At 56.6% G+C, this 22,217-nt stretch carries 22 protein-coding genes; 8 read left to right on the top strand and 14 right to left on the bottom strand.

All coding sequences use genetic code 11. The annotated features are described in order from the left end of the window. Positions 1-115 precede the first annotated feature (115 nt). Positions 116-1,024, bottom strand: coding sequence for a LysR family transcriptional regulator (locus ADS46_RS15790; protein WP_066321619.1), 909 nt, complete (start codon positions 1,022-1,024; stop codon positions 116-118). 134 nt (positions 1,025-1,158) lie between these two features. Between ADS46_RS15790 and ADS46_RS15785 the strand changes: the two genes are divergently transcribed. The 3 genes from ADS46_RS15785 (at position 1,159) to ADS46_RS15775 (ending at position 4,125) form a co-directional block, all read left to right on the top strand. Continuing rightward, positions 1,159-2,352, top strand: a complete 1,194-nt coding sequence (locus ADS46_RS15785; protein ID WP_066321618.1) for a M20 aminoacylase family protein — start codon at positions 1,159-1,161, stop codon at positions 2,350-2,352. An 80-nt stretch (positions 2,353-2,432) separates the two neighbouring features. After that, on the top strand, positions 2,433-2,657 hold the full coding sequence (locus ADS46_RS15780; RefSeq protein WP_066321617.1) for a DUF3311 domain-containing protein: 225 nt from the start codon (positions 2,433-2,435) through the stop codon (positions 2,655-2,657). Beyond that, entirely contained in the window at positions 2,650-4,125 is a 1,476-nt protein-coding gene (locus tag ADS46_RS15775; protein WP_066321616.1) for a sodium:solute symporter family protein, read from the top strand. Before ADS46_RS15780 ends, ADS46_RS15775 begins: the two co-directional genes overlap by 8 nt. 158 nt (positions 4,126-4,283) lie before the next feature. Here the strand turns inward: ADS46_RS15775 and ADS46_RS15770 are convergent, their stop codons facing one another. Next, on the bottom strand, positions 4,284-4,910 hold the full coding sequence (locus tag ADS46_RS15770) for an SDR family oxidoreductase (RefSeq protein ID WP_066321615.1): 627 nt from the start codon (positions 4,908-4,910) through the stop codon (positions 4,284-4,286). Positions 4,911-4,991: 81 nt separating this feature from the next. After that, positions 4,992-6,605, bottom strand: coding sequence for a PQQ-dependent sugar dehydrogenase (locus ADS46_RS15765; protein ID WP_082926116.1), 1,614 nt, complete (start codon positions 6,603-6,605; stop codon positions 4,992-4,994). Between the two features lie 175 nt (positions 6,606-6,780). Between ADS46_RS15765 and ADS46_RS15760 the strand changes: the two genes are divergently transcribed. After that, a complete protein-coding gene (locus tag ADS46_RS15760) occupies positions 6,781-7,716 on the top strand; it encodes a glycerophosphodiester phosphodiesterase family protein (protein ID WP_066321613.1) in 936 nt (311 codons plus the stop codon). 33 nt (positions 7,717-7,749) lie between these two features. On the opposite strand, the gene ADS46_RS15755 is transcribed toward ADS46_RS15760, so the two are convergent. Further along, positions 7,750-8,382: a hypothetical protein gene (locus tag ADS46_RS15755; RefSeq protein WP_066321611.1), complete on the bottom strand. Its 633-nt coding sequence runs from the start codon at positions 8,380-8,382 to the stop codon at positions 7,750-7,752. Positions 8,383-8,512: 130 nt separating this feature from the next. Further along, the gene (locus ADS46_RS15750) at positions 8,513-9,430 is read right to left on the bottom strand and encodes a formate/nitrite transporter family protein (RefSeq protein WP_082926115.1); all 918 of its coding nucleotides are present in this window, start codon (positions 9,428-9,430) and stop codon (positions 8,513-8,515) included. Positions 9,431-9,671: 241 nt separating this feature from the next. On the opposite strand from ADS46_RS15750, the gene ADS46_RS15745 reads away from it, so the two are divergent. Continuing rightward, on the top strand, positions 9,672-10,439 hold the full coding sequence (locus ADS46_RS15745; RefSeq protein ID WP_066321610.1) for a class I SAM-dependent methyltransferase: 768 nt from the start codon (positions 9,672-9,674) through the stop codon (positions 10,437-10,439). 48 nt (positions 10,440-10,487) lie between these two features. Here the strand turns inward: ADS46_RS15745 and ADS46_RS15740 are convergent, their stop codons facing one another. Both ADS46_RS15740 and ADS46_RS15735 read right to left on the bottom strand, forming a co-directional pair. Further along, positions 10,488-12,185 carry a methyl-accepting chemotaxis protein gene (locus ADS46_RS15740; RefSeq protein WP_066321608.1) on the bottom strand — a complete coding sequence of 566 codons (1,698 nt, stop codon included), beginning with the start codon at positions 12,183-12,185 and terminating at the stop codon, positions 10,488-10,490. Positions 12,186-12,381: 196 nt separating this feature from the next. Continuing rightward, a complete protein-coding gene (locus ADS46_RS15735; RefSeq protein ID WP_066321607.1) occupies positions 12,382-13,428 on the bottom strand; it encodes an NAD(P)-dependent alcohol dehydrogenase in 1,047 nt (348 codons plus the stop codon). A 199-nt stretch (positions 13,429-13,627) separates the two neighbouring features. Between ADS46_RS15735 and ADS46_RS15730 the strand changes: the two genes are divergently transcribed. After that, entirely contained in the window at positions 13,628-14,545 is a 918-nt protein-coding gene (locus tag ADS46_RS15730) for an AraC family transcriptional regulator (RefSeq protein ID WP_066321606.1), read from the top strand. A gap of 38 nt (positions 14,546-14,583) precedes the next feature. Here the strand turns inward: ADS46_RS15730 and ADS46_RS15725 are convergent, their stop codons facing one another. Continuing rightward, a complete protein-coding gene (locus ADS46_RS15725; RefSeq protein ID WP_066321605.1) occupies positions 14,584-15,009 on the bottom strand; it encodes a VOC family protein in 426 nt (141 codons plus the stop codon). Positions 15,010-15,192: 183 nt separating this feature from the next. Between ADS46_RS15725 and ADS46_RS15720 the strand changes: the two genes are divergently transcribed. After that, complete coding sequence (locus ADS46_RS15720; protein WP_066321604.1) at positions 15,193-15,405, top strand: DUF3820 family protein; 213 nt, start codon at positions 15,193-15,195, stop codon at positions 15,403-15,405. A 29-nt stretch (positions 15,406-15,434) separates the two neighbouring features. On the opposite strand, the gene ADS46_RS15715 is transcribed toward ADS46_RS15720, so the two are convergent. Then, positions 15,435-15,791: a hypothetical protein gene (locus ADS46_RS15715; protein WP_066321603.1), complete on the bottom strand. Its 357-nt coding sequence runs from the start codon at positions 15,789-15,791 to the stop codon at positions 15,435-15,437. Between the two features lie 105 nt (positions 15,792-15,896). On the opposite strand from ADS46_RS15715, the gene ADS46_RS15710 reads away from it, so the two are divergent. Continuing rightward, complete coding sequence (locus ADS46_RS15710) at positions 15,897-16,664, top strand: DUF1499 domain-containing protein (protein WP_066321601.1); 768 nt, start codon at positions 15,897-15,899, stop codon at positions 16,662-16,664. 4 nt (positions 16,665-16,668) lie between these two features. Here ADS46_RS15710 and ADS46_RS15705 read toward each other — a convergent pair whose 3' ends face one another. The 5 genes from ADS46_RS15705 to ADS46_RS15685 form a co-directional block, all read right to left on the bottom strand. Further along, the gene (locus tag ADS46_RS15705) at positions 16,669-17,031 is read right to left on the bottom strand and encodes a ribbon-helix-helix domain-containing protein (RefSeq protein ID WP_066321600.1); all 363 of its coding nucleotides are present in this window, start codon (positions 17,029-17,031) and stop codon (positions 16,669-16,671) included. Positions 17,032-17,127: 96 nt separating this feature from the next. After that, positions 17,128-17,697 (bottom strand): DJ-1/PfpI family protein, encoded by a 570-nt coding sequence (locus tag ADS46_RS15700; RefSeq protein ID WP_066321598.1) that lies wholly within the window; start codon positions 17,695-17,697, stop codon positions 17,128-17,130. Between the two features lie 186 nt (positions 17,698-17,883). Continuing rightward, on the bottom strand, positions 17,884-19,998 hold the full coding sequence (locus tag ADS46_RS15695) for a methyl-accepting chemotaxis protein (RefSeq protein WP_066321597.1): 2,115 nt from the start codon (positions 19,996-19,998) through the stop codon (positions 17,884-17,886). Positions 19,999-20,053: 55 nt separating this feature from the next. Continuing rightward, positions 20,054-21,208 carry an ABC transporter substrate-binding protein gene (locus ADS46_RS15690; protein ID WP_066321594.1) on the bottom strand — a complete coding sequence of 385 codons (1,155 nt, stop codon included), beginning with the start codon at positions 21,206-21,208 and terminating at the stop codon, positions 20,054-20,056. Positions 21,209-21,495: 287 nt separating this feature from the next. Beyond that, positions 21,496-22,107, bottom strand: a complete 612-nt coding sequence (locus tag ADS46_RS15685) for a flavin reductase family protein (protein WP_066321592.1) — start codon at positions 22,105-22,107, stop codon at positions 21,496-21,498. Positions 22,108-22,217 lie beyond the last annotated feature (110 nt).

Below are 22,217 nucleotides of genomic sequence, written 5' to 3'. Positions count from 1 at the left end.
CAGCCAGCCAATGGCGAGGCTAATGCAGTTTTAACTCAGCAAGCCATACGCTGGGCGGAAAACCTGAACGAGTTTTCCCCCATGGCTGCAAAAACCATCTTTGCAGGATAAAACCTCATTCCTTCACTTCATGGGTCGCTAAGGATTCAGTTTCTACCATTTCGATGAGGCGGCGTACTGCGGACAGTCCCGAGTCTCGCCGCCAAACCAGCATCAGAGGTAAGGTCAGATTGAGGTCTTCTAAGCGATGACTCACTACGCCTTCTGGCGCTCCAGCCATTGTCATTGCCGGTAGGATACTGCAGCCCATACCTGCAGCCACCAAGCACAGCATCGTCGCATTGTCGGCACCCTCTTGCACCACATGTGGCGTAAAACCCTCTCGCTGAAAGGCATGAATTAGCTTGTCGTGATAGACCGGAGTGGCACTTCGGTCAAACCAAATGAAATTTTCGTCGTTAAGCTCAGCAAGAAACTTTGGAGGGTTATGCGCTAGACGGGAGGTGGCACTGGTGACCAATACGAGATGATCTTCATAAAGGCAATGGCAACACAGGCTATTATCGTCTTCTGGCGGAAAAAACAGCATGCCTGCATCGAGTCGACCATGTCGAATGGCTTCAATCTGGGGCCCGGAAAGCAATGATTCTACTTTCAGTGTGACTTCTGGATAACGCTCGCGGAAGCGATTTAGCAAGCCGATGATCTGCGGCACCCATAAATGCATGACGGTGACTCCCAGTCGCAGTTGACCGAACTGACCATCTGCTATGCGGCGTGCATTACGCTTAGACTGCTCAAACTCCCCCAGCAAGCGCCGGGTATCACGATAGAACGCTTCACCCGCGGCGGTCAGTCGAATGCCGTGCCGCGAACGGATCAGCAATGTCGTACCAACTTCGTCTTCAAGCAACTGTAATTGACGGGACAGTGCCGGCTGGGCAAGAGGTACCCGACGGGCCGCCAATGATATAGCGCCTTCCTCCACAACCATCTGGAAATATTTTAAACGCTTGAAATCCATTGGGACCCCTTAGCCACAACATCTAGCCGCCATTCCATCCAATATTAGTATGAAAAACTAATAAAAAAACTATTTTCTCTATACGAAAGAAGCAACCAATATGAAAAGGCCACCCTCAGCTATGCGCATTGACTATGACAAGACTCATTGATCCCAACTTCTTCGAGCGCCACCACGCCGAACTGACTCAGATACGACACGAATTACATCGCCACCCGGAGCTAGGGTTTCAGGAACACGCAACGGCAAAGCTCATCGCGACAGAGCTAGAACGTCTCGGCTTACCCTTTGAAACTGGCCTCGGTAAAACTGGCATCGTTGCTACCGTGAAGGGTGAACGACCTGACAACGGACGACATATTGGCCTACGTGCTGATATGGACGCACTGCCTATCCAAGAGCTAAGCGAACACAGCTATACCTCAGCAGTGCCTGGCCGGATGCATGCCTGCGGCCATGACGGTCACACTACTCTGCTACTCGGCGTCGCTCGCTATTTGTCCGAACATCGTGACTTCGCGGGCACTCTTCACCTCGTCTTCCAACCAGCCGAAGAGGGCCTGGGTGGCGGCCGCGCAATGGTTGAAGAGGGCCTATTTGCGCGCTTTCCCATGCAAGCGATCTATGCACTACATAACTGGCCTTCGCTACCTGCAGGCCAAGTGGCTATTCGACCCGGCGCGATCATGGCAGCCACCGACCGCCTAGATATCCGAGTGCGCGGCAAAGGAGGCCACGGCGGCGTCAACCCCCACCTATCGACGGATCCAGTCCGCATGGCGGGCGCCCTTATTCAAAATCTGCACTCTGTGGTCGCACGTGATATTAATCCACTTTCACCCGCCGCTTTGAGCCTATGCGGTTTGCAGGGTGGCGACCTGGACGGCTTCGCAATCATTCCCGATGAAGTACGTATAAGCGGAACAGCAAGAAGCCTTGATGCTGATACGCAAGACCGTATGGAGCATGCGATTCGCCGCGTCTGTGAAGGGGTGGCAATCACCCATGGCGGTGACATTGAGATCGATTACCAGCGCATATTTCCAGCGACGATCAATACCGAGGCGGAAACCCGTCATGTGGAAGCCTGCATTGTGCAAACGCTCGGTGAATCGGCCCTAGTACGTGACGTTGATCCAAGCCTCGGCGGTGAGGACTTTTCCTTCATGCTGCAACACTGCCCAGGGGCCTACTTCTTCCTGGGTACAGCGAAAAGCGGCTCCGCATCGCCACTTCATAACGCTCGTTATGATTTCAATGACGACATTATTCCCACAGGTTGCCGACTGCTTTTGACGATAGGCCTTAACGCTCTCGCGGCGAAGTAACTAAGGCTAACGCCACTACCCATAACGCTATAAAGGGATAACTAAATAGCCCACATAATTTCAAGAAACGAGGTATGCATATGAAATCTCGACCCACGTTCCCTTCCAGATTAATGCTGATTTACTTTGCTATCTGTGCCCTGGCCATGGTCTGGCCCGGTGCACTGATAGCGAACCGTATTGAACCTATGATAATCGGTTTGCCCTTTTTCCTGTTCTGGTATGTGGCCTGGGTATTTGCCCTATTTGTGGGCTTGGTCATTGCTTATCGCAAGGATGCCCCACAGGAGGTGGACGATGAATGACTCACTGCTGATCACGACTATTACCCTGGCCTACCTACTGATTGTGCTAATAGTAGGATTAAGCGCTCGCCACAATCAGAGCTCCTCTCTAGAAGGGTATGTAGCCGGTGGCCGACACATAGGTTTACTGGTGCTGTTCTTTATTCTTGGGGCAGAGATATTCTCTGCCTTCGCCTTCTTGGGTGCACCTGGCTGGGCCTACAGCAAGGGAGCCCCGGCACTCTATATTATCGCCTACCTAGCGCTGGCCGTAATCGTGTGGTGGTTGATCGCCCCCTATATCTCACGACTCGGCCGCCTCCATGGATTCCTGACTCAGGCGGAGTTCCTCTCTGCCTGTTATCCAACCCGCGGCAACTTTCTGGGCCTATTTATTGGCGTGGTTAGCGTGCTCGCAATGATTCCCTATTTGACCATTCAGATCGCCGGTGCAGGACTTCTCTTCGAGGCTGCTACCTCTGGCACTATTCCTTTCTGGCTCGGCAGTTTACTCGCCTGTGGCGTGGTAGCTGCCTATGTCTATGCAAGCGGTTTGCAAGGTATCGGTTGGACCAACCTACTTCAGGGCGTGATGATGGTGGCTGTGGCGTGGTTTCTGGGCTTGGCGACGGCTGACCAATTCTTTGGTGGAGTCGGCGAGATGTTCCGCGAACTACAGAGAGAAGCCCCAGAGTACCTAACCATGCCCGGCGCAGGCGGCATGGGCTGGGGCGCATTCTCTACGGCTATTCTGGTAAGTGCTCTAGGCTGCGTAATGTGGCCGCATATTTTCATGAAGTTCTATAGCGCGCGCAGTGAGCGAACCCTAAAGCGAGTATTCGTGCTCTACCCCCTTTACAGCTATCTGTTGATACCATTACTAATTATTGGTTTTGCTGGGGTTCTACTGCTGGAGGATAGCCCGCTTGAGTCCGCCGATCGGGTATTGCTAACGCTGGTAGTTGAGCTAGCTGACTTCCCGGCTTGGCTGATAGGCGTAGCTCTCTCCGGCGCCCTGGCCGCTGCCATGTCTACTGCTGCAAACCTAGCTCATACCTCCGCTACTATTCTGATACGCGACGTAGGCCAGCACTTACCAGCACTGCGCAACATGCCAGACAATAAGGCGCTCAAATTGACTCGCTACGGCGTGGTGCTAATCTCACTTGCAGCCTACCTACTTGCCCTAGTCAACCCCGGCTCATTGGTTGACCTACTGCTCGGCGCCTATGGCATCGTGGTGCAGTTGCTGCCCATGCTGCTCGGCGCATTGTTCTGGCGCCGCGCTTCCCGTGCTGGCGCTTTCGCTGGCTTGGCAATAGGCGCTGCATTGACTCTACTATTCCAATTTGGTGTTAGCACCCCATTCGGATGGCATGCTGGATTCTGCGGATTAGTAGTCAATACGGCCGTATTCATTAGCGTGAGTTTAGTAATGCGCAACGCAGCAGCCTGCTCGCCAGCTCAAGCTCTCGGCACCAGCACCTGATTTTTGAAATATCAGTATCAAAAGGTGGCAACAGCCACCTTTTGATACATCATAATATTCCTACTTACTTGAAGCATGTGAAATATGACGTGCAAACACATATTGACTGGGGACTGTTGAAACTTCACTCACAGCCGCGTTGGCGAACACCTCATCATTTACCGAATAATCTCGTCAATCGACCGCTTGCCGTCCAGCAACGCGAACTCCTTGTTGCTAACACTGCTTTGCAGCGCGTAGTGCAATGCATGGGCGACATTGGCGCGGGAGATTTGATTGTTTCCGGCCTCGTCGATTGAGCTTGCGAACTGCTGGCTGGCGGCGTCATCCGTCAAACGTCCAGGTTTGAGGATCACGTAGGGGACGCCGCTGTTGCGCAGATGGGCATCGGCGGCGAATTTTGCGGCCATGTAGGGGCGCAGCTTCTCAGGCGCTTGCATGGGGTCTTCGGCACGTATTGCGCTGATCATCAGGTAGCGGGAGAGACCTTTGTGCTTGGCGATATCGGCGGCACGAATGGCCCCGTAAAGATCGATCAACAGGGTCTTGTCCGGCCCGGTGTGCGGCCCTGAACCGGCAGTGAAGACCACTTGGTCACAGCCTTCAAAGGCGTGCTCAAAGTCGTCTTCCAGGTCGGCAATGACGGTATCGATACCTCTGTCATTGAACCACGGCACCTGCTCTTCGCTGCGAATCATCGCCTTGATGGGCGTGCCCGCTTTTTGGGCCAGCTCGCAGAACTGTTTGCCAATCTGTCCGTTCGCGCCAATCACTAACGCCGTCATAACGTCTCCTTGTGAATTGCCTGTATAGACTAGGTGCTGGCAAAAAAGACGACATTCAACCCAGGGGCGATAAAAGATTCGTCAATTGTCTGGCGGAGATAAATGGGTTGGCATCACCCGCAGCAGCCTGCCTTCCGGGCTGTCGGTGAGCAGGTAGATCGCCCCTTCCGGCCCCTGACGAACGTCGCGGATGCGCTCCCCCAGCTCGCCGAACAGCCCTTCTACGTCTTTGGCACTTGAAGCGTCATCGGATAACCGCACGCGGCGCACTTCTTTATTGACCAGCGCGCCGACCAATAAGTCGCCCTGCCATTCGTGAAACAGCTCACCGCTGTAGAGCGCCATGCCGGAAGGCGCAATCGAGGGCGTCCATTCAAGCGTCGGCGGTTCGGTACCTGGGTAGTCTTCGAACGGCGTTACCCGTGCGCCGGTGTAATCCAGCCCACCCGTGGCGATCGGCCAGCCGTAGTTAGCCCCTGCTTCAATGATGTTGATCTCGTCACCGCCTCGCGGGCCGTGTTCGTGGGCGATCAGCCGCTGATGCTGGTCATCGAATACCAGCCCTTGTACGTTGCGGTGACCAAGACTGTAGATTTCCGGGCGAGCCTCACCGTAGTACACAAAGGGGTTGTCCTGGGGCACGCTGCCATCCGGATTTAGCCGCACAATGCTGCCGATGTGATTGCCCAGGTTCTGTGCCTCCTCGCGGTAATCAAAGCCATCGCCCAGGGTCAGTATCAGGGAGCCATCCGGCAGCCAGGCGATGCGCCCGCCGAAGTGGGCAGCGCCCTGCTTGGCGGGTTGGGCGCGAAATATCTCGCTGACGTTTTCCAGACTATTGTCTGCCAGTTTAGCCCGGGCCAGACAGGTGTGGTTGGCCTGCGCAGTACCACAGGCGTAGCTGAGATACACCTGCCGGTCGTCTTCAAACTGCGGTGAAAGCGCCACATCAAACAGCCCTGCCTGCCCGGCGGCAAATACCTCTGGCACGCCAGCCAGCGATTGCACCAGCGTTTCGCCATCATTACTCAATAGCCGAAGTCGCCCAGGGCGCTCAGTGACCAGCATGCGCCCGTCAGGTAGAAAAGCGAGCGACCAGGGGTGCGCCAAATCGTCGGCAAGCGTTTCAATATGATACGGCAGGTCGGCCTGGGCCGGTTGGCTTATGGCAGGCAGTACAGCCAGGCTACCGACAGCGAGAAACACCGCGAAACCGGAAAAACCGCGCGGACGTTTGGCGTCTTGGGCATGACGACGCAGCCCCGCGAAGACAACCCCGGCTACTCCCGCGGTCGCCAGCATGGCTACCTGCCCGGCAATTCCTCGTGTGGCCGCAATCAAGGTTGGCGGTGGGGCCAGCGTATTGACCAGCCAAAGTGTCGCCCACAAACCCACGACCGCACCACCTGTGCATAACCACACTGAAAAACGGCCGCCCAGCCAGCATGACAGTGCCACCGCCACACTTTGCGACACGACGAAGCCCACCGAAAACAGCACCGCATACAGCGGCGCAAAGCTGGCCAGGTCGTGCAGGGTCGTGGCAATACGCGTCCCTGGGGGAATATCGACGCCCAGCGCCTGAAGCGCGGCAAGATTGAACTGGGTTTGCACCACGCTACCCAACACCACGCCTACCAGCAGCGCGACTATAAAAGGGATAACGCTGGTTAATATGCCTGATGGTTTGGTCATCAATTTACTCGGAAGATGAGATAACTTGTCAGTCTCACAGACTAGCAGCTTCTGTTTAATACAGTGAGATCAGCGACTTTTCTATTCTGCATAGGCATCACAACGTCACTCATTTGGAATAACCCTCGAAAGCGGGTAGTGTTATTAAACGCACATTCAATAAAGGGAAACAATTATGCAACGTCTTCCGCTAGTGTCTGCCGTATCGCTAGGTCTTTTCGCGGGTGCTGCCACGACCGCCGTATTGGCGGATACCTCGCCGTTGGAGCAGCAGCTAAAAGATCTGGAAGAATTCCAGGTCATCGCCCACCGGGGCGCCAGCGGCCATGCGCCGGAGAGCACCATGGAAGCCTTTGAGATGGCCCATGACTGGAACGTCGATTACCTGGAGCTGGACGCCCAGCTTTCATCCGACGGTGAAGTGGTGGTGTTTCATGATGACACCATTGAGCGCACCAGCGACGGCGAAGGTGCGATCAACGACTACACCCTGGAAGAATTGAAAGCGCTGGACACCGGTACCTGGTTCAACGAGGCAAACCCCGATAGCGCCAGCGATGACTTTGCAGGGGCAGAGATGCTCACCCTGGATGAGCTGTTCGAGCACTTTGGTCACGATGCCCGCTACTATATCGAGACCAAGTCGCCCCAGTTGAACCCGGGCCTGGAAGAAGCTCTGGTGGAAAAGCTGGAAGAACACGACATGATCGAGAGCGGCCGCGTCCTGGTGCAGTCCTTCGAGCAGGACAGCCTGTTGAAAGTGCAGGCATTAAACGATGACGTGCCGCTGATCCAGCTGGTGTGGTATTACCCGAGCGAAGAAGAGGATTCGAAACTGGTGGAGTGGACAGGCGTGACGCCGGGGCCCGCCGAGATTACCGATGAAGACTTCCAGGCAGTCGCCGATTATGCCGTGGGCATCGGCACGAACTACATTTATGACGGCCGGGAAGTCATTGACGCCGACTTTATCCAGCAAGCCCAGGAAAACGGCTTGCCGGTACACGTCTATACCATCAACGAAACCGAGGAAATGGAGCGTCTGATGGATATGGGCGTCAACGGCCTGTTCACCAACTACCCTGACCGCCTGCTGGAACTGGTGGAATAAGTACCCGCAAGCCGTCTGTAGAAGACGCCCGAATTAGCCGGGCGTCGCAGGCCGCTGAAAGTCGTTGATTGTGATACTGGCAAACTTTTCCAGGAAGAACACCAAGGACTCGGGATGGCGGAAGCGTTCGCTGAAAGCTTCCTGTCCCTCCGGCGAGTGGCGAGTGATATTGGCCTCGTACTCGTTACCTACCTTGAACACATTGGCATGGTTTTCACGCTCACCTTCGCGGTGAACCGCGGTGAGCGCTGTTTGCTGCTGGAGCATGACCCTCAATCGGTTGGCATCACTTCTCTCGTCTTCCGTGGCCCACAGGGGCTGATCACGGTTACCGTAGTGATAGAGCATAATCGCCAACAGAATGGCAAAGATGCTGCTGGTCAGTACCCATGTCAGGGTGACGCCTGACACCGACATTTGCAGCATCACCACGAATTGCACGACCGCACCGACGGCCAGGGCAACCGCCAACGGTCGCCACATGCGCGGATTCATCATGCTGCGCTGAAGGCTTATCCCCCATAGCCCCAGCACGGCAAAAAAACCGACGACCAGATACACCGCCGCGAGCAGCGTACCGCCCCCCATCAGCACGGCAATAATGCCGATTACCAGTAACAGGCTATAAAAGGCTGCCAGCAGGCAGTAGGCACGCTTTAGGGTCATCAGAACCTCCTGAGCCACGTTGTTGTTATGCGGGGTCTTCACAATCGAGTATAGCCAATTCACCCGAGCATGCCCGCGGGCCCGCCAGAGCATCGATAGATGTCGGCCTGCTCCGCCGGGAAAAGACAGGTTAGGTCCGCGAAGAAAGATCCTTGTCGCCGCGGATCTGTGCGTGGCTGATCAACGCAAAAATAAAGGTACCCCCGATCACGTTACCCACCAGCGTAGGCAGGCCAAACTGGAACAGCAGCTCGCTCCAGCTGATATTACCGATCATCAGTAGGTAAAACCCTTCACTCGCGCCCACCACGATATGGGTGAATTCGCCAATCGCCATGACGTAAGTAATGATAATGATGACCCATACCTTGGCTTGCCCGGCGGCGGGAATCAGCCACACCAGAGTGGCGATCATCCAGCCCGCGAGAATGGCTTTGGCGAACATTTCGAAGGGCGAGTTTTCCATCATGTGCTCGCCTATCGCGATAAATGACTCATGGGTGGCCGCGTCAAACATCGGCATATATAGAAACGTGGCAGCAGAAAGCGCAGCGCCCAATAAATTACCCAAAAGCACCACACTCCAAAGGCGCCCCAGGAAAGCGAAGTTTTTCCGGGTCGGGTTGCTCATCACAGGCAACACGGCCGTCACGGTATTTTCAGTGAACAATTGCTGGCGGGCGAGAATCACGGCAATAAAGCCAATGGTGTAACCCAGGCACTCGATCAGAAACCCCACATCACTATCCGGCAGTCTGGCGTGCATGACACCCCGCGCCACCATGGAAAAGCTCATCGATATGCCTGCGGCCACCGCTGAAAGCAGCAGTGCCATCGAACCGCGCGCCAGCTCCTTTTGCCCATCCATGCGCAGGCGCTGGTGAACGGCGGCGGCCTGGGAAGGCAACTCTTTGGCCTCTTGTTGCTCGGCGTTTTTGGGGTTTCGCTTGGCGCGCTCGATGTTGCCGTCGGTCTCTTGCTCACCGGCCGCTTCCGCATCCAGGCCACCTTCGAAATCATCTTCTGCGTGATGTACTTCCTGGCTCATAACCTTGCGTCCTCTGCAAACAATCCAAAGATCCAACAAAACAACGGGCTACTAGCCTAGCGGCAACCCCGAAGATTGGACAGCGATTTGCTAACGGATCGACCTGCTCGCATCAGGTCGCTTCAGATACAAAAACCAACCCTTGAGTTGCAGTAAAACGCCTTGAGAACAACGCACCAAACCTGATGTCACGCTATAATTAGCCAATGGTTTTAACGGAACACCACGCTTGGATGCATTTATGACCGATACATCACGCCAGTCGATTCGGCAATCCTGGAATCCCGAAGGATATGCCCAGCATGCCCACTTCGTCCCTGACATGGGCAGCGAGGTGCTTGCGTTGCTTGCCCCCAAGCAGGGTGAGCGGATTTTGGATCTGGGTTGCGGCGATGGTGTGTTAACCGAACGCATCGCCCAGAGCGGGGCTGAGGTGGTGGGGATCGATGCCTCGCAAGAGATGGTCAGCGCCGCCCAGGAGCGCGGGCTCAATGCACGCATCATGGATGCCTACCAGATGCCGTTCGATCAGGAATTCGACGCGGTGTTCAGCAACGCGGCGCTGCACTGGATGCTCGACCCTCAAGCGGTACTGGCCAGTATCAAACGTGCCCTGAAACCGGGCGGGCGTTTTGTCGCCGAATTTGGCGGGCATGGCAATGTCGCCGCTATTTGCACCGCGTTGATTGGCGCGCTGCAGTTTCGCGGTATCAGCGCCCGCGGCCGCTACCCTTGGTATTTCCCCACGGCGGAAGATTATCGCCACCTGCTGGAAACCGCCGGGTTCAAGGTCGAGTCGATTGAGCTTATCCCCCGTCCAACGCGGCTCCCCACCGGCATGACCGGCTGGCTGAATACCTTCGCCAGCCCTTTCTTTCATGGCCTGGAGGATGATTTGCGTGAATCAGTGATCGACAACACCCAACTGCTATTGGCCCACAGCCTGCGCGATGCGCAGGGCAACTGGACCGCCGATTACGTACGTTTAAGGGTATCGGCTAGCGTCTGACCCGCGCGGCCCCGCCTCGCTTGAGGCGAGGCCACGCCTTACACCTTGCTAGAACTCATCCCACTCATCGTTATCCTGCTGCGCGGTAGCCGGTTGCTGCTTGCTGCGCGGACGTTCTGCACCCGGCGCCGCCAGTGTGGCGTTGGGCTGTGAGGGCGAGGTGTCAGGCTTGTGAGTATCAGTGCCGGGCTGTGCAACATCGCCTTCTTCCAGGCGGAAGGTGGCCATCAGCGCGGCAAGCTGTTTTGCCTGACCTTCCAGCGAGGCAGCGGCCACATTGGTTTGCTGCACCAGCGCGGCATTTTGCTGGGTCACCGAGTCCATTTCCGTCAAGGCGGCGTTTATCTGTTCGATGCCGTTGTTCTGTTCCCGCGTGGCGGTGGAGATTTCGCTGACCAGCGTGGTGACTTGGCGAATGGAATCCACGGTGTCGTTGATCGTTTCACCACTTCTCTCGGCCTGTTGCGCGCCCTGATGAATCTGGCCGGTGGTGGCCTCGATCAATTGGCGGATCTCTTTGGCCGATTCGGCACTGCGGCTTGCCAACTGGCGCACTTCGCTGGCAACCACAGCAAACCCGCGCCCCTGCTCGCCAGCACGCGCCGCTTCCACCGAGGCGTTCAACGCCAGAATATTGGTTTGAAAAGCAATCGAGTCGATCACGCCAATGATGTCATTGACGCGCTCTGCACTGGTGGCAATATCGCGCATCAACTGCACCGTATGGGCCACTTCCTTGCCACCACTTTCCGCTGACTGCGAAGCCGACACCGACAGCTGATCCGCCTCTTGCGCGGTTTCGGTATTACGGCTCACGGTGGTGGCCATTTGCTCCATGCTGGAGGCCGTTTGCTGAAGCGCGGCGGCCTGCTGCTCCGTGCGCGCGGAAAGGTCCTGGCTCCCTGCGGAAATATCGCCGGTACCGCTGAACACGCTATCGCTGCTTTCGCGCAGCGAGACCACCAGGGATTTAAGTTTGGTCTGCATATAAGCCAACCCTTTATAGAGCTGACCTACCTCGTTACGCCCCCGGTCTTCGATGTCGACAGTCAAATCGCCGCTGGCAATACGTTCGAAGTGCCCCACGGCTTCACGCAGCGGCGTGACCAGCCCACGTACAATCACCATGCGCATGACTAACGTCGCCAGTACGGCCGTGACCAACAGGACAATGGCAATGATGCCAACGATACGGTTCAGCGAAGAGACCTCGACCAGCATGGCATCGCTGCGCTGATTGGCATAATTGGTGAACGCCTGCATGGCCTCGTCAAAGGCCATACCCAGCTCGCTTAACTCTTCCTGACGGCGTTGAACCTGGAACGGTGCCGCCTCCAGCAGAGGTTTAATACCCTCGGTCACGAACGCATCGTAGGTCGCCACCATGTCGTTAACGTATTCGGTGCGGGGATCATCCTCGGCAAGCTCGACCTGTCGGAACTGCTCAAAACGCTCGTCGGCGGCCTCAACGGCGGCCTGGGCCATCGCCTGGCTCTCCTGACCTTTTTCCGGGTTCCCTTGCATGCTGAAACTGGCATAGCGATCAAGAAAAGTCTGGGCACGCAGTGCGTTGACCTGGGTGCGGTTGGCGGCGTTGGTCAGCTCTCCGTTGTTGATGGCCAGTTCGTGCAGCGCGTTTTCGCTGGTGGTGTTCGAGTAGAAGCCCAGCCCGCCAATCAGCCCGATCATCAGCAGTAAGATAACCAGCGCGGCGGTCAGGCTCCATTTAATCGAGAGGTGCTTCATCCTGTTGATCCCTTGGCTTTTTTAAAAATAGGTATCAACGCCTATCGGCAGGGAACACAGAAAATGAAGTCGCACCAGAGAAATATAGACTTTGGTCTAATAAAAAGCCCGATGACGAGCGGTCGGCTCGTCATCGGGCAGTCACCTAAGCTAGCGCTGGATTGGCTTTAAAACGTTAGGGATTGACTTTAAAACGTTAGATAGTTGCCATGTCGATCACGAAACGGTAGCGAACATCGCCTTTCTCCATACGCTCAAAACCTTCATTGATGTTGTTGATATCCAGCATTTCAACATCGCAGGTAATCCCCTGGTCGGCACACAGTTGCAGCACTTCCTCGGTTTCTGCAATACCGCCAATCAGCGACCCGGCGACCACACGGCGCTTGAAGACCAGGTTGAACCCTTCAATGGCCGGTTCAATCGGCTCCAGCAGACCCACAATAATGTGCGTACCGTCATACTTGAGAGACGCCAGGTAAGGGTTGATGTCGTGCTGAACCGGCACGGTATCGAGCATGAAGTCGAAGGTTTCTGCTACGGCGTCCATCTGCGCCTGGTCGCTGGATACCACAACGTGGTCGGCACCGTTACGCTTGGCTTCTTCCACCTTGGCATCCGAGCGGGTAAATACCGTGACTTCGGCACCCAGCGCTTTGGCCAGTTTGACGCCCATATGGCCCAAGCCACCCATGCCAATGATGCCAATCTTGTGACCTTCACCCACACCGTGGTGCTTGAGCGGCGAGTAGGTAGTAATACCGGCGCACAAGATCGGCGCAGCAGACGCCAGGTCAATGCCATCGGGCATTTTCATCACAAAGTGATCGCTGACCACGATCTTGTTGGAGTAACCCCCCTGGGTCATGGTGCCATCCTGGCGGTCTTCGCTGCCATAAGTCATGGTAAAGCCGTTCAGGCAGTACTGTTCCACGCCATCCTGGCAGGCCGAGCAGGTACGGCAGGAATCCACCATGCAACCAACGCCGACAATATCGCCTTCTTTGAAGCGGCTTACCTTGTCGCCAACAGATGTAACGCGGCCGACGATTTCATGCCCGGGGACAATCGGATACTGGGTCATCCCCCAATCGTTTTTAGCGAAGTGCAGGTCACTGTGGCAAACGCCGCAATACATGATATCGATGGCGACATCGTCCTGGCGGGGCTCGCGGCGGTCAAAGGTAAACGGGGCTAGCGGTTTTTCAGCAGAAAAGGCGGCGTAGGCTTTTGCTTCACTCATCAAATAAGGCTCCTTGTTGAGGTGATTCCCTGATAGCTAGGGACTGATACCCAGTATTGACCCCATGGACACTTTTAGCGATGAATGAAGCTACGAAACTTTTGCACGATCCTCCATATAATTGCTATAAAATAACAAAATATACCTAAAAACCTGTCACAATTATGTCCATTAATGGAAATATTATCATGAGGCCGCTATGCAAAACGACATAGCCAGCCCTGGCGTCGACGAGGCGCCGGTCATCAGCGAGCTGGCCGAAGCCATCACCCCATTGGTGGGTCAACAAGGCATGACGCCTACCCCATTGAGCGGCGTATCGCTCCTCAGCCTTGACCGCCACCAACCGCGCACGCCTCTGCTTTATCAGCCTAGCCTGATTATCATCGCCCAGGGGCGAAAGATCGGCTATCTGGGCGATAGGGAAATTCATTACAACCCGGGCCAGTACCTGGTGCAGACCCTGCCCTTGCCGTTTGAATGTGAAACCTACGGCTCGCCTGAAGCACCCTTGCTTGGCGTCTCTATCCAACTGGAGCCCGCCCTGCTCAGCGAGATGGTCACCACCATGGGCGATGCACCCAACCACAACCAAGCCACGCTGCCCATGGCATCGGTGGCCATGACGCCAGGCATGCAAGCGGCCGTATCCCGTCTGGTGAGAGCCCTTCATGAGCCTGCAGAACTCAGCACAATGGGCACGGCTCGGATACGCGATGTGGTCTTTGAGGCATTGAAAGGCGAACAGGGGCCAGCGCTAAAGGCCTTGGTGCGCGGGCACGGCCATTACGCTCGCATCGTTCAGGTGCTGTCGTTGCTGCATCGCGATTTTGCCAACGATTACAGCGTTGATCAGCTAGCCCGGCAGGCAAATATGAGCCCTTCGACCTTTCATCAGCACTTCAAACAAATCACCCGCGCATCGCCGACCCAATACATCAAGCAACTGCGGTTGATCAAGGCCCAGCAGCTATTGCTGCAGGACGACCATAACGTCAGCCAAGCGGCACAGGCGGTGGGCTACCGCAGCGTGCCGCAATTCAGCCGCGACTATAAGCGCTATTTTGGCGACGCGCCGTTGCAGCATCGTCGCCAGGAACAGGCCATGCGCTCTTGAGCATGCGCTCTTGAGACTGTGTTATCTCGAAAAAAGGGCTATTTGGCGAATAACTGGCTCATGTCCTTGAAGGCTTTGAACTCCAGCGCGTTGCCACACGGGTCGAGCAGGAACATGGTGGCCTGCTCGCCCACTTCGCCCTTGAAACGTACGTAAGGCTCGATCACGAAGTCGGTGTCACGGGCCTTGAGGCGTTCTGCCAGCGCCTCCCACTCGTCCCAGCCAAGCACCACACCAAAATGCGGTACCGGTACATTGTGACCATCGACCGGATTGGTGTGGACTTCTTCCTGGCCTGGCGTTTTGGGGTGTTCATGGATCACCAACTGGTGACCGAAGAAGTTGAAGTCGACCCAATGATCGCTTGAGCGGCCCTCGGACAAGCCAAAGACGTCGTTATAAAACGCACGCGCGGCATTCAGATCGTAGACGGGAATTGCCAGATGGAACGGGGAAAGGCTCATGGTTATCTCCTGAAACATGAATTGTGTTTATGGCACTTTTGGGTTGGCTAACGCCTTGCGCCATCCAGGCCGGGTTGCCTTATCCTAGAGCGCGCCGCGCAAAAATAAAATCCATTACGCGTTGATAATAGCGTTTTGAAACGCTAAAAGGTGCTTCAATCGAGCGTGCAAAGGAATCAACAGATGAACCCGGAAGACCTGGAAAAACTGGTGACGCGTAAAATGCCCTTCGGCAAGTATGAAGGCTGGCTGATTGCCGACTTGCCCGGGCCCTACCTGAACTGGTTTGCCCGGGAGGGTTTCCCTGCGGGCGAAATCGGTCAACTGCTGCACTTAATGCATGAGATCGACCATAACGGCCTGAGCGGCCTGCTCGACCCACTGCGCAAAGTATAGCGTGGTTGCGCAACGGCCCCTTTCGAGATTCAAGCGTGTCGCGATTCAAGCGCCTTGTCACGCTCAGCGATATAGAGTGCTTCATGTTGGCGGGCATCAGCAGGGAAACGCCCCAGGGCCACCGCCTGTTCAAAAAAGCCCGCGGCGGGAAGCCCCGCACCTTGGCGGCTGATGACTAATGCCGCGACCATTGGCCGACCGGCAGCCACATCCTCTTCCATGAGCTGCTCGAGCGCCTGAGCAACGCGCTGGATCGTGCGGGGTGGCATAAGCCCTAGCGCATTTGCCACCTGCTGATAGGTCATGGGCAATGCATCGCGAGGCGCGTTTGCCAGCAATGCGCGCACCTGTTTTGCTATGGCGGAGGGGGTATCGCGTTGGGTCATCGTGGTCAGAGGCTCTCTTGTCGGGAAAACAGGCATACCGATCAATAGCTGGTTATGCTGTAGATATCTTGAACATGTTAACGCTTTGAACGCAGGGAGAAAGGCATGGCAACACCATCAAGCGCTCAGCACCCGAAAGGGGGCAAATGGCCCACCCGATTGGCATGGCTGAGCGTGCTTGCTCTGCTCGGGGCCGCCATACTGATGGGCCTTGCAGGCCCCGCTTACCGCTGGGAGCTCATCGCACTCGGCGATGCCTTCAGCCTGCTGCGTTATGGCGTGTACCTGGCCGCCGCTGCCGGGGCGCTGAGCCTACTACTGCTGATCGTCGGTGCGATAACCCGTCGCTTTGGCGCGGGTGTCGTGGCGATTGTCGTCTTTTCAGGCACCGTCGCGCTGCTTTATTTGCCGTGGCAGCATTGGCAGCGTGCTCAGCAGGCACCGGTGATTCATGATATTACCACCGACACGCAGAACCCACCGGCCTTTGATGCCTTGCGCGATGCCAGAGAAGCCGCGCCCAACGCCGCTGATTATCCCGGTGAAGAAACCGCCCGCCAACAACAGGAAGCTTACCCTGAGGTGGCGCCTCTGGTGGTATCGGCACCGGCGCCGAGCGTTCTTGGCGCGGCTCAGGCGGAGGTGGAAGCCGCTGGCTGGCAAATCGAGAAGGTGACTGACAATACCATTGAGGCAACGGCCACCACCCCCTGGTTTGGCTTCAAGGATGACGTGGTGATTCGCCTGACAGAGCAGGAAAATGGCGTACGGGTGGATATGCGCTCGGCGTCGCGGCTGGGCGCAAGCGATGTCGGCACCAACGCATTACGCATTGAAACCTTCCTTGATCGCCTGCGTGAGCGACTTGAATAGAACGTCAGTGGACCTGCTTTGCCTGTGGAATAGTGTCGCGACGAACCAACGGCTCGGTATCCAGCGACGCAATCGACACCTCCAGGTCTTGCGGTATATCACCGCTTAGCTGTAAGGCCTGGTAGCGCAGCGCACATACGCGCAAGAATGATGTGAAGTTGCCCGCATCATGCCCGGCGGCGATGGATTCGTGATACAGCCGCGTGATCATTTGCGCCGTGTTCATACCGTCACGCCGGGCGATTTCACCGAGTATCTGCCAGAAATAATTTTCCAGCCGTACGCTGGTCACCATGCCGTCAATGCGCAGCGAGTGGCTAGCGCTTTGCCAAAGCGTCGGGTCTGCATCGATAAACAGTTTGCACATCGCAACGTCTCTTCACCGTGATTCATATGTCCAGCATAGCCGCCATGGAGGACTACGCCCAGATAACCTGGGCGTAATCGTTTAGCGGCGATGATGTCAGCGATCCAGTACCGCCATGAACTGGGCAAGCCAGGCGGGGTGTGCAGGCCAAGCGGGCGCGGTCACCAGATTGCCATCGGTCACTGCATCGGTCACCTCCAGGTTGGCGAAGCGTCCCCCGGCAAGCTCTACCTCAGGCTGGCAGGCCGGATAAGCGGAGCACTGCCTGCCGTCCAGCACCTTGGCAGCCGCTAGCAGCTGCGCCCCGTGACAGATCGCGGCTACCGGTTTATCGGCCTCGAAAAAGTGCTGCACCATGGTGAGCACTTGCTTGTTCAGGCGAAGATACTCCGGCGCGCGACCACCGGGTACCACCAGCGCATCGTAATCCGCCGGATCGATATCGGCGAAGGTCGCGTTGAGCGCGAACCGGTGGCCGGGTTTTTCGGTATAGGTCTGGTCGCCTTCGAAATCATGGATCGCCGTCGCCACACTATCCCCCGCCTTTTTGTCGGGGCATATCGCGTCTACCTGGTGGCCCACCGCCATCAGCGCCTGGAACGGCACCATGGTTTCGTAATCTTCGGTGAAGTCGCCGGTAATCATTAAAATGCGCTTGCTGCTCATCTCAAGTCTCCTTGTTATCAGCAACGAGGTTATCAATCAGCGATCAACAACCGCATTGCTCAAGATAGCATTACCACGCGGAGTCGCGTGTGTACTGAGCGTAGCAAGCGTAGATAAAAGACGGGTAGTAGGCCGTTACTACACCCGCCACATCACCTTGCGTGATGCGGCGGGTACACAGGCTTTCTAGCTAAGACGGGGGGCGGCTTTTTGCTCCGGTAGCGATAAATGCCGCTGACCGGCGTCGTCACCAACCCGGAATCGGCTTACCAGCAGGTTCATGTCGCCGGCTCGCTCGTCGAGGGTCTGGCTTTCGGTGGAGGCTTCCTGAACCAGGCGGGCATTCTGGTGGGTCACCTGATCCAACTGGGCAATCGCCTGGTTGATCTGCTCGATGCCGGAAGACTGCTCATGGGTCGCCTGCGCGATCTCCGTCACGTAGCGCGTGACTTCACCCAGGCTCTCGACGATTTCCTGCAGGTGGGTACTGGAGGCGTTGACCAAATGCTCGCCTTCGCTGACCTTGGCCACGCTGTCGTCGACCAGATGGCGAATTTGTGCCGCTTCTTCAGCACTTCGCCCCGCCAGCTTGCGGACTTCCTGGGCCACTACGGCAAAACCGCGACCTTGTTCGCCCGCTCTCGCCGCTTCCACCGAGGCATTCAGCGCCAGCAGGTTGGTCTGGAAGGCAATATCGTCAATGGCCTTGATAATGCTGGTGATTTTTTCGCTGGATTCGCGAATGTTGCCCATCGCCTCGGTCGTGCGTTGAGCAACGTCGCCCGCAGAACGGGCGCGCTGGTCAACGCTGGTGCTCGCGCCTTTGGCATGATCCGCATAATCGGCGGTCTGCTTGACCGTCGCGGTAATCTGCTCAAGGCTGGAGGCAGTTTCCGCCAGCGAAGCCGCCTGTTGATCGGTACGCTGGGAAAGGTTTTCATTGCCGGTGGCAATCTGACGGCTGCTCGCGGCAATCGCCTCGGCGCTTTGGCGTATTTGCGCCACCATGCCTTCGAAGGTATCCATCATGCGGTTGAAGGCCTGGGCCGTTTGCCCGACTTCGTCATTACGCTGCAGATCCAGGCGCATGGAAAGGTCGGCGTTTTCACCGGCGGCTCCGCTGATATTTTCCATCTGACGGCGCATGGTCGTCAGCGGGCCCAGCACGCGGACCATGGTACGCCAGCCGAAGATTGCCAACAGCGCGATCACCACCAGGGTCACGATAATCAATAGCGTGCGCCCTGCATTGGCCAGCGTTTCGGCCTGTTCAGCGGCCGTGTCAGCCTGCTCGACAGCGTAGGCTTCCACGTCGGTCAAGGCGTCGCCCATTTGCGCCATTGCCTGGCTGACGTTATTCAGCTCGTTCTGGACTTGTGCCTGGCGGTCCAACTGCTGCTGGCGTAAGGCATAAACCGAGTTTTCGCCGCCGATCATCAAGCTTTCCAGCTCGACAATAATGTCATCCAGCCCGTTCACCAGTGCCATCTGCTCGGTGTCGGTGCTTGGCGAACGGGTGATACCTGCCAGTGATTGGCGGGCCAGGCCAATTTGCTGGCCAATCTGGTTGTAACGCAGATTAACCAGCTCATCTTCACTTTCGACCTGCATCAAGCGTCGCCCCAAATCAGCGAGCATCGCCACGGCGATACGCACTTCACTGCTTAGCCGGGTAACATCCGCTTCATTGCTGAACAGGTTATCCAGCAGGCCGGTAGGCAATGTGGTCATTCCGTCTTCGCGCCAGGCATTCAGGCGGTCTTCAAGCGCACGCTGTTCGCGCACCTGAACCAGCGCGGTTCGCCCGGCGATATCGCCGGCACTGTTCATGACCTCACCGATCAGCGCCTGCATCTCGGCTAGCTTTTCATTCATCTGTGCTTGCAGGGCCAACTCTTCCTGGCGGACGTTTTGCAGCGAGGCATCGCTTTCAAGCAGGGTCTGATAGTGCTCATCAAGAGCGGCCAACTGGCTTGACTGAGTTTCGGCATCGTCGGCGGCCAGGTCATTACGCGCCTGGCTGAAACGCTCATCAAGCGTTTCGCGTGGCGTAATGTCTGCCAGGTCAGCCTCGCTTTCAGCCACCAGCAGATCGGCATGACGCTGGCCAAAAGCGCCCATCGTCGAGACCATTTCACGGCTGGCATTCTGCAAGGGCATCACATCATTGGTGATGTAACGCTGCGAGTCGATCAGGCGCTGATTGGTTGCCCAGCCAGTGACGGCCAGCACGACGGCACCGACAACGGCGGCCAGAAACAGGCCTATCAACATGGCACGTAAACTGAGTGTTTTTTTCATTAGACTAGCTTCGCTCGTATCAGGGTAAATGACGTAACAGCGGCGGGTATGAGCGTTAGCGCAGCAGCGTTGACCACTCGACTAACTCAAATTGGCCATCGGCAATAATCGTCGGCCAGACACTGTCACTGGCCTGGTGATCGTCAGGCCCCAGATGCAGCGGCTCCTCCAGGCCGATATCGATCTCGCCAAGACCAAGCAGGCCGTCAACAATGGCTTCTCGATCCGGCGAATCACCTGCCGCCTTAACCCCTTCCACGAACAGTTTTGCCGCCAGATAACCTTCCAGGGAAACAAAGTCGGGCTCACTGCCATCGGCATACTCATCGAGCGCCTGGCGATATTCGTCGACCACCGGCAGATCGGAATCCAGTGGCGGCACAACCTGCGTCACGATCACGCCGTCTGCCTGGTCACCCAGCTCGTTCAACAGCGCCTGACTGCCCACGAAGGACACATTGAGGAATACGGCGTCGGGCATATCCTGGCGCGCTTCGCGAATAAAGTCGGCGGCGGGACCATAGGTACCCACGATAATCACCGCCTTGGGCGTTTCAGCGGCTTGCAGTATGGTGGCCAGCCCCTGGTGGACATTGCGGGTACCGCGAGAAAAGCGGCCGTGGGCCAGGTTATCGGTGCCGGTAAAGCCCTGCGCCTCGAGCGCTTGCTTCGCGCCGTTATAGCCCGCGTCGCCAAAACTGTCGTTTTGGGTAAAAAAGGCGATCTCTTGCGGCTCGATGCCCGCCTCTATCAGGCCATCCACCATGGCGGCGGTTTCCTGCACATAGCTTGCGCGGTAGTTGATGATGTAACGGTCGGGTGGCGATTTGCGTAGCACCCCCGCGCCGGTGAAAGCGCCAAACAGCAGCGTTTCGGCTTCGTTGTAAATCGGAATGGTGACGGTCGCGGTGGGGGTCCCCACATTGCCTATCGCTGCCAGGACATCCTCGTCCTGAACCACGTCGCGGGTATGGCGAGCAGCGGTGAGCGGGTCATACCGATCGTCAAAGGCGGCAAGTGTCAGCGTTTCGCCATTGACGCCTCCGGACGCGTTGACTTCAGCGAAGTAGGTGTCGATCCCTTTTTTCATGCCCTGCCCAAGCGAGGCGGCCGACCCGCTGTCAGGTGCTACAATGGCAAACTTGAGTTCCGCGTGGGCTGTCGAAATCGACACCACACTCGCCAGTAACGCTATCCAAAATCGTCGCATTGCCCCCTCCTTTATCTGCTTGCCCGCTTTATTGCCGAGTACCCGCTTGATTGCCAAGCACGGCTGTCTCAGCACTTTTTTAAGAACACTTTTAAGAACACTTTTAAAACAGTGTTATAGCGATGTAGAGGTCACCACGCATAACCACTGCGTGATCACCCTCAACAGTTCTATCGGCCGCAGAATATAGGACTAAAGGACAATTATCCTTAATTTCTAAGTAGACATTGTCGCGAAGTATGTAAACAAACGTTTGTTAAAGCTGTAGCTAATCAATCTTTGCCAGGTTAGCGGGGGCGCTGCAGCGCGAAACGGTCGGTGGTGCGAACATAGTCACTGCCTGCCAGTCGACCCACGGGGTTGAGGACTTCCAGGCTGACGTGTCGACCGTCCCAGACATCGTCATCAAGATGCAGGGAAATCACGTTGGCAAGCACCAGGTTGCCTGACATGGGCTGGTCGCCAAAGCGAATGATGTCGCGCAAGCGGCAGCCAAACGCGATCGGGGCCTTGGCAATGCGGGGCACTGATACACCGGGCATGGCGGCTTTTTCGAGCCCTGCCAGAGTAAACTCATCCTCGCCGGGAGGCAGGCTTGCGCTGGTGGTATTGAGCGCCTCTACCAGCGCTTCGCTACCCACATGCACCACACATTCGGGATTTTCTTCCAGGTTGCGCACGGTATCCTTGCTGCGGCCCTGGCCATTCTGTAACGGTGAAAATCCCAGCACGGGCGGATCGACGCTGACCACATTGAAGAACGAAAAAGGGGCAAGGTTGGCATTGCCCTGGCGGTCCTGGGTCGCTACCCAGGCAATCGGGCGTGGGCAAACCGAGCCGGATAGCAGCCGATACAGGGTGCCCACTTCCAGCGGCGTCTCGTCGAGCAAATAGTGCATGGTGTTTCCTCATCGCAGACAAAAGAAGTCATCACGCTACCACACCCTGCGAATGCACAAAGACATGGTACCCTTGGCACTGGCAGTTTTAACCGCCGTTTTGTTATATC

The organism is Halomonas sp. G11 (genome assembly GCF_001663515.1).
GTDB lineage: Bacteria > Pseudomonadota > Gammaproteobacteria > Pseudomonadales > Halomonadaceae > Vreelandella.
The sequence above is the reverse complement of the archived record's forward strand: the minus strand, read 5'-3'. Positions and strand labels throughout refer to the sequence as shown.

Bases quoted from the DNA above. Each gene is read 5' to 3' on its own strand.
- ADS46_RS15745 (WP_066321610.1), top strand. From the start codon at position 9,672: ATGACCGATACATCACGCCAGTCGATTCGGCAATCCTGGAATCCCGAA.
- ADS46_RS15715 (WP_066321603.1), bottom strand. From the start codon at position 15,791: ATGACCCAACGCGATACCCCCTCCGCCATAGCAAAACAGGTGCGCGCA.
- ADS46_RS15725 (WP_066321605.1), bottom strand. From the start codon at position 15,009: ATGAGCCTTTCCCCGTTCCATCTGGCAATTCCCGTCTACGATCTGAAT.
- ADS46_RS15685 (WP_066321592.1), bottom strand. From the start codon at position 22,107: ATGCACTATTTGCTCGACGAGACGCCGCTGGAAGTGGGCACCCTGTAT.
- ADS46_RS15720 (WP_066321604.1), top strand. From the start codon at position 15,193: ATGAACCCGGAAGACCTGGAAAAACTGGTGACGCGTAAAATGCCCTTC.
- ADS46_RS15775 (WP_066321616.1), top strand. From the start codon at position 2,650: ATGAATGACTCACTGCTGATCACGACTATTACCCTGGCCTACCTACTG.
- ADS46_RS15765 (WP_082926116.1), bottom strand. From the start codon at position 6,605: ATGACCAAACCATCAGGCATATTAACCAGCGTTATCCCTTTTATAGTC.
- ADS46_RS15755 (WP_066321611.1), bottom strand. From the start codon at position 8,382: ATGACCCTAAAGCGTGCCTACTGCCTGCTGGCAGCCTTTTATAGCCTG.
- ADS46_RS15780 (WP_066321617.1), top strand. From the start codon at position 2,433: ATGAAATCTCGACCCACGTTCCCTTCCAGATTAATGCTGATTTACTTT.
- ADS46_RS15695 (WP_066321597.1), bottom strand. From the start codon at position 19,998: ATGAAAAAAACACTCAGTTTACGTGCCATGTTGATAGGCCTGTTTCTG.
- ADS46_RS15705 (WP_066321600.1), bottom strand. From the start codon at position 17,031: ATGTGCAAACTGTTTATCGATGCAGACCCGACGCTTTGGCAAAGCGCT.
- ADS46_RS15760 (WP_066321613.1), top strand. From the start codon at position 6,781: ATGCAACGTCTTCCGCTAGTGTCTGCCGTATCGCTAGGTCTTTTCGCG.
- ADS46_RS15785 (WP_066321618.1), top strand. From the start codon at position 1,159: ATGACAAGACTCATTGATCCCAACTTCTTCGAGCGCCACCACGCCGAA.
- ADS46_RS15750 (WP_082926115.1), bottom strand. From the start codon at position 9,430: ATGAGCCAGGAAGTACATCACGCAGAAGATGATTTCGAAGGTGGCCTG.
- ADS46_RS15690 (WP_066321594.1), bottom strand. From the start codon at position 21,208: ATGCGACGATTTTGGATAGCGTTACTGGCGAGTGTGGTGTCGATTTCG.
- ADS46_RS15790 (WP_066321619.1), bottom strand. From the start codon at position 1,024: ATGGATTTCAAGCGTTTAAAATATTTCCAGATGGTTGTGGAGGAAGGC.
- ADS46_RS15735 (WP_066321607.1), bottom strand. From the start codon at position 13,428: ATGAGTGAAGCAAAAGCCTACGCCGCCTTTTCTGCTGAAAAACCGCTA.
- ADS46_RS15730 (WP_066321606.1), top strand. From the start codon at position 13,628: ATGCAAAACGACATAGCCAGCCCTGGCGTCGACGAGGCGCCGGTCATC.
- ADS46_RS15740 (WP_066321608.1), bottom strand. From the start codon at position 12,185: ATGAAGCACCTCTCGATTAAATGGAGCCTGACCGCCGCGCTGGTTATC.
- ADS46_RS15700 (WP_066321598.1), bottom strand. From the start codon at position 17,697: ATGAGCAGCAAGCGCATTTTAATGATTACCGGCGACTTCACCGAAGAT.
- ADS46_RS15710 (WP_066321601.1), top strand. From the start codon at position 15,897: ATGGCAACACCATCAAGCGCTCAGCACCCGAAAGGGGGCAAATGGCCC.
- ADS46_RS15770 (WP_066321615.1), bottom strand. From the start codon at position 4,910: ATGACGGCGTTAGTGATTGGCGCGAACGGACAGATTGGCAAACAGTTC.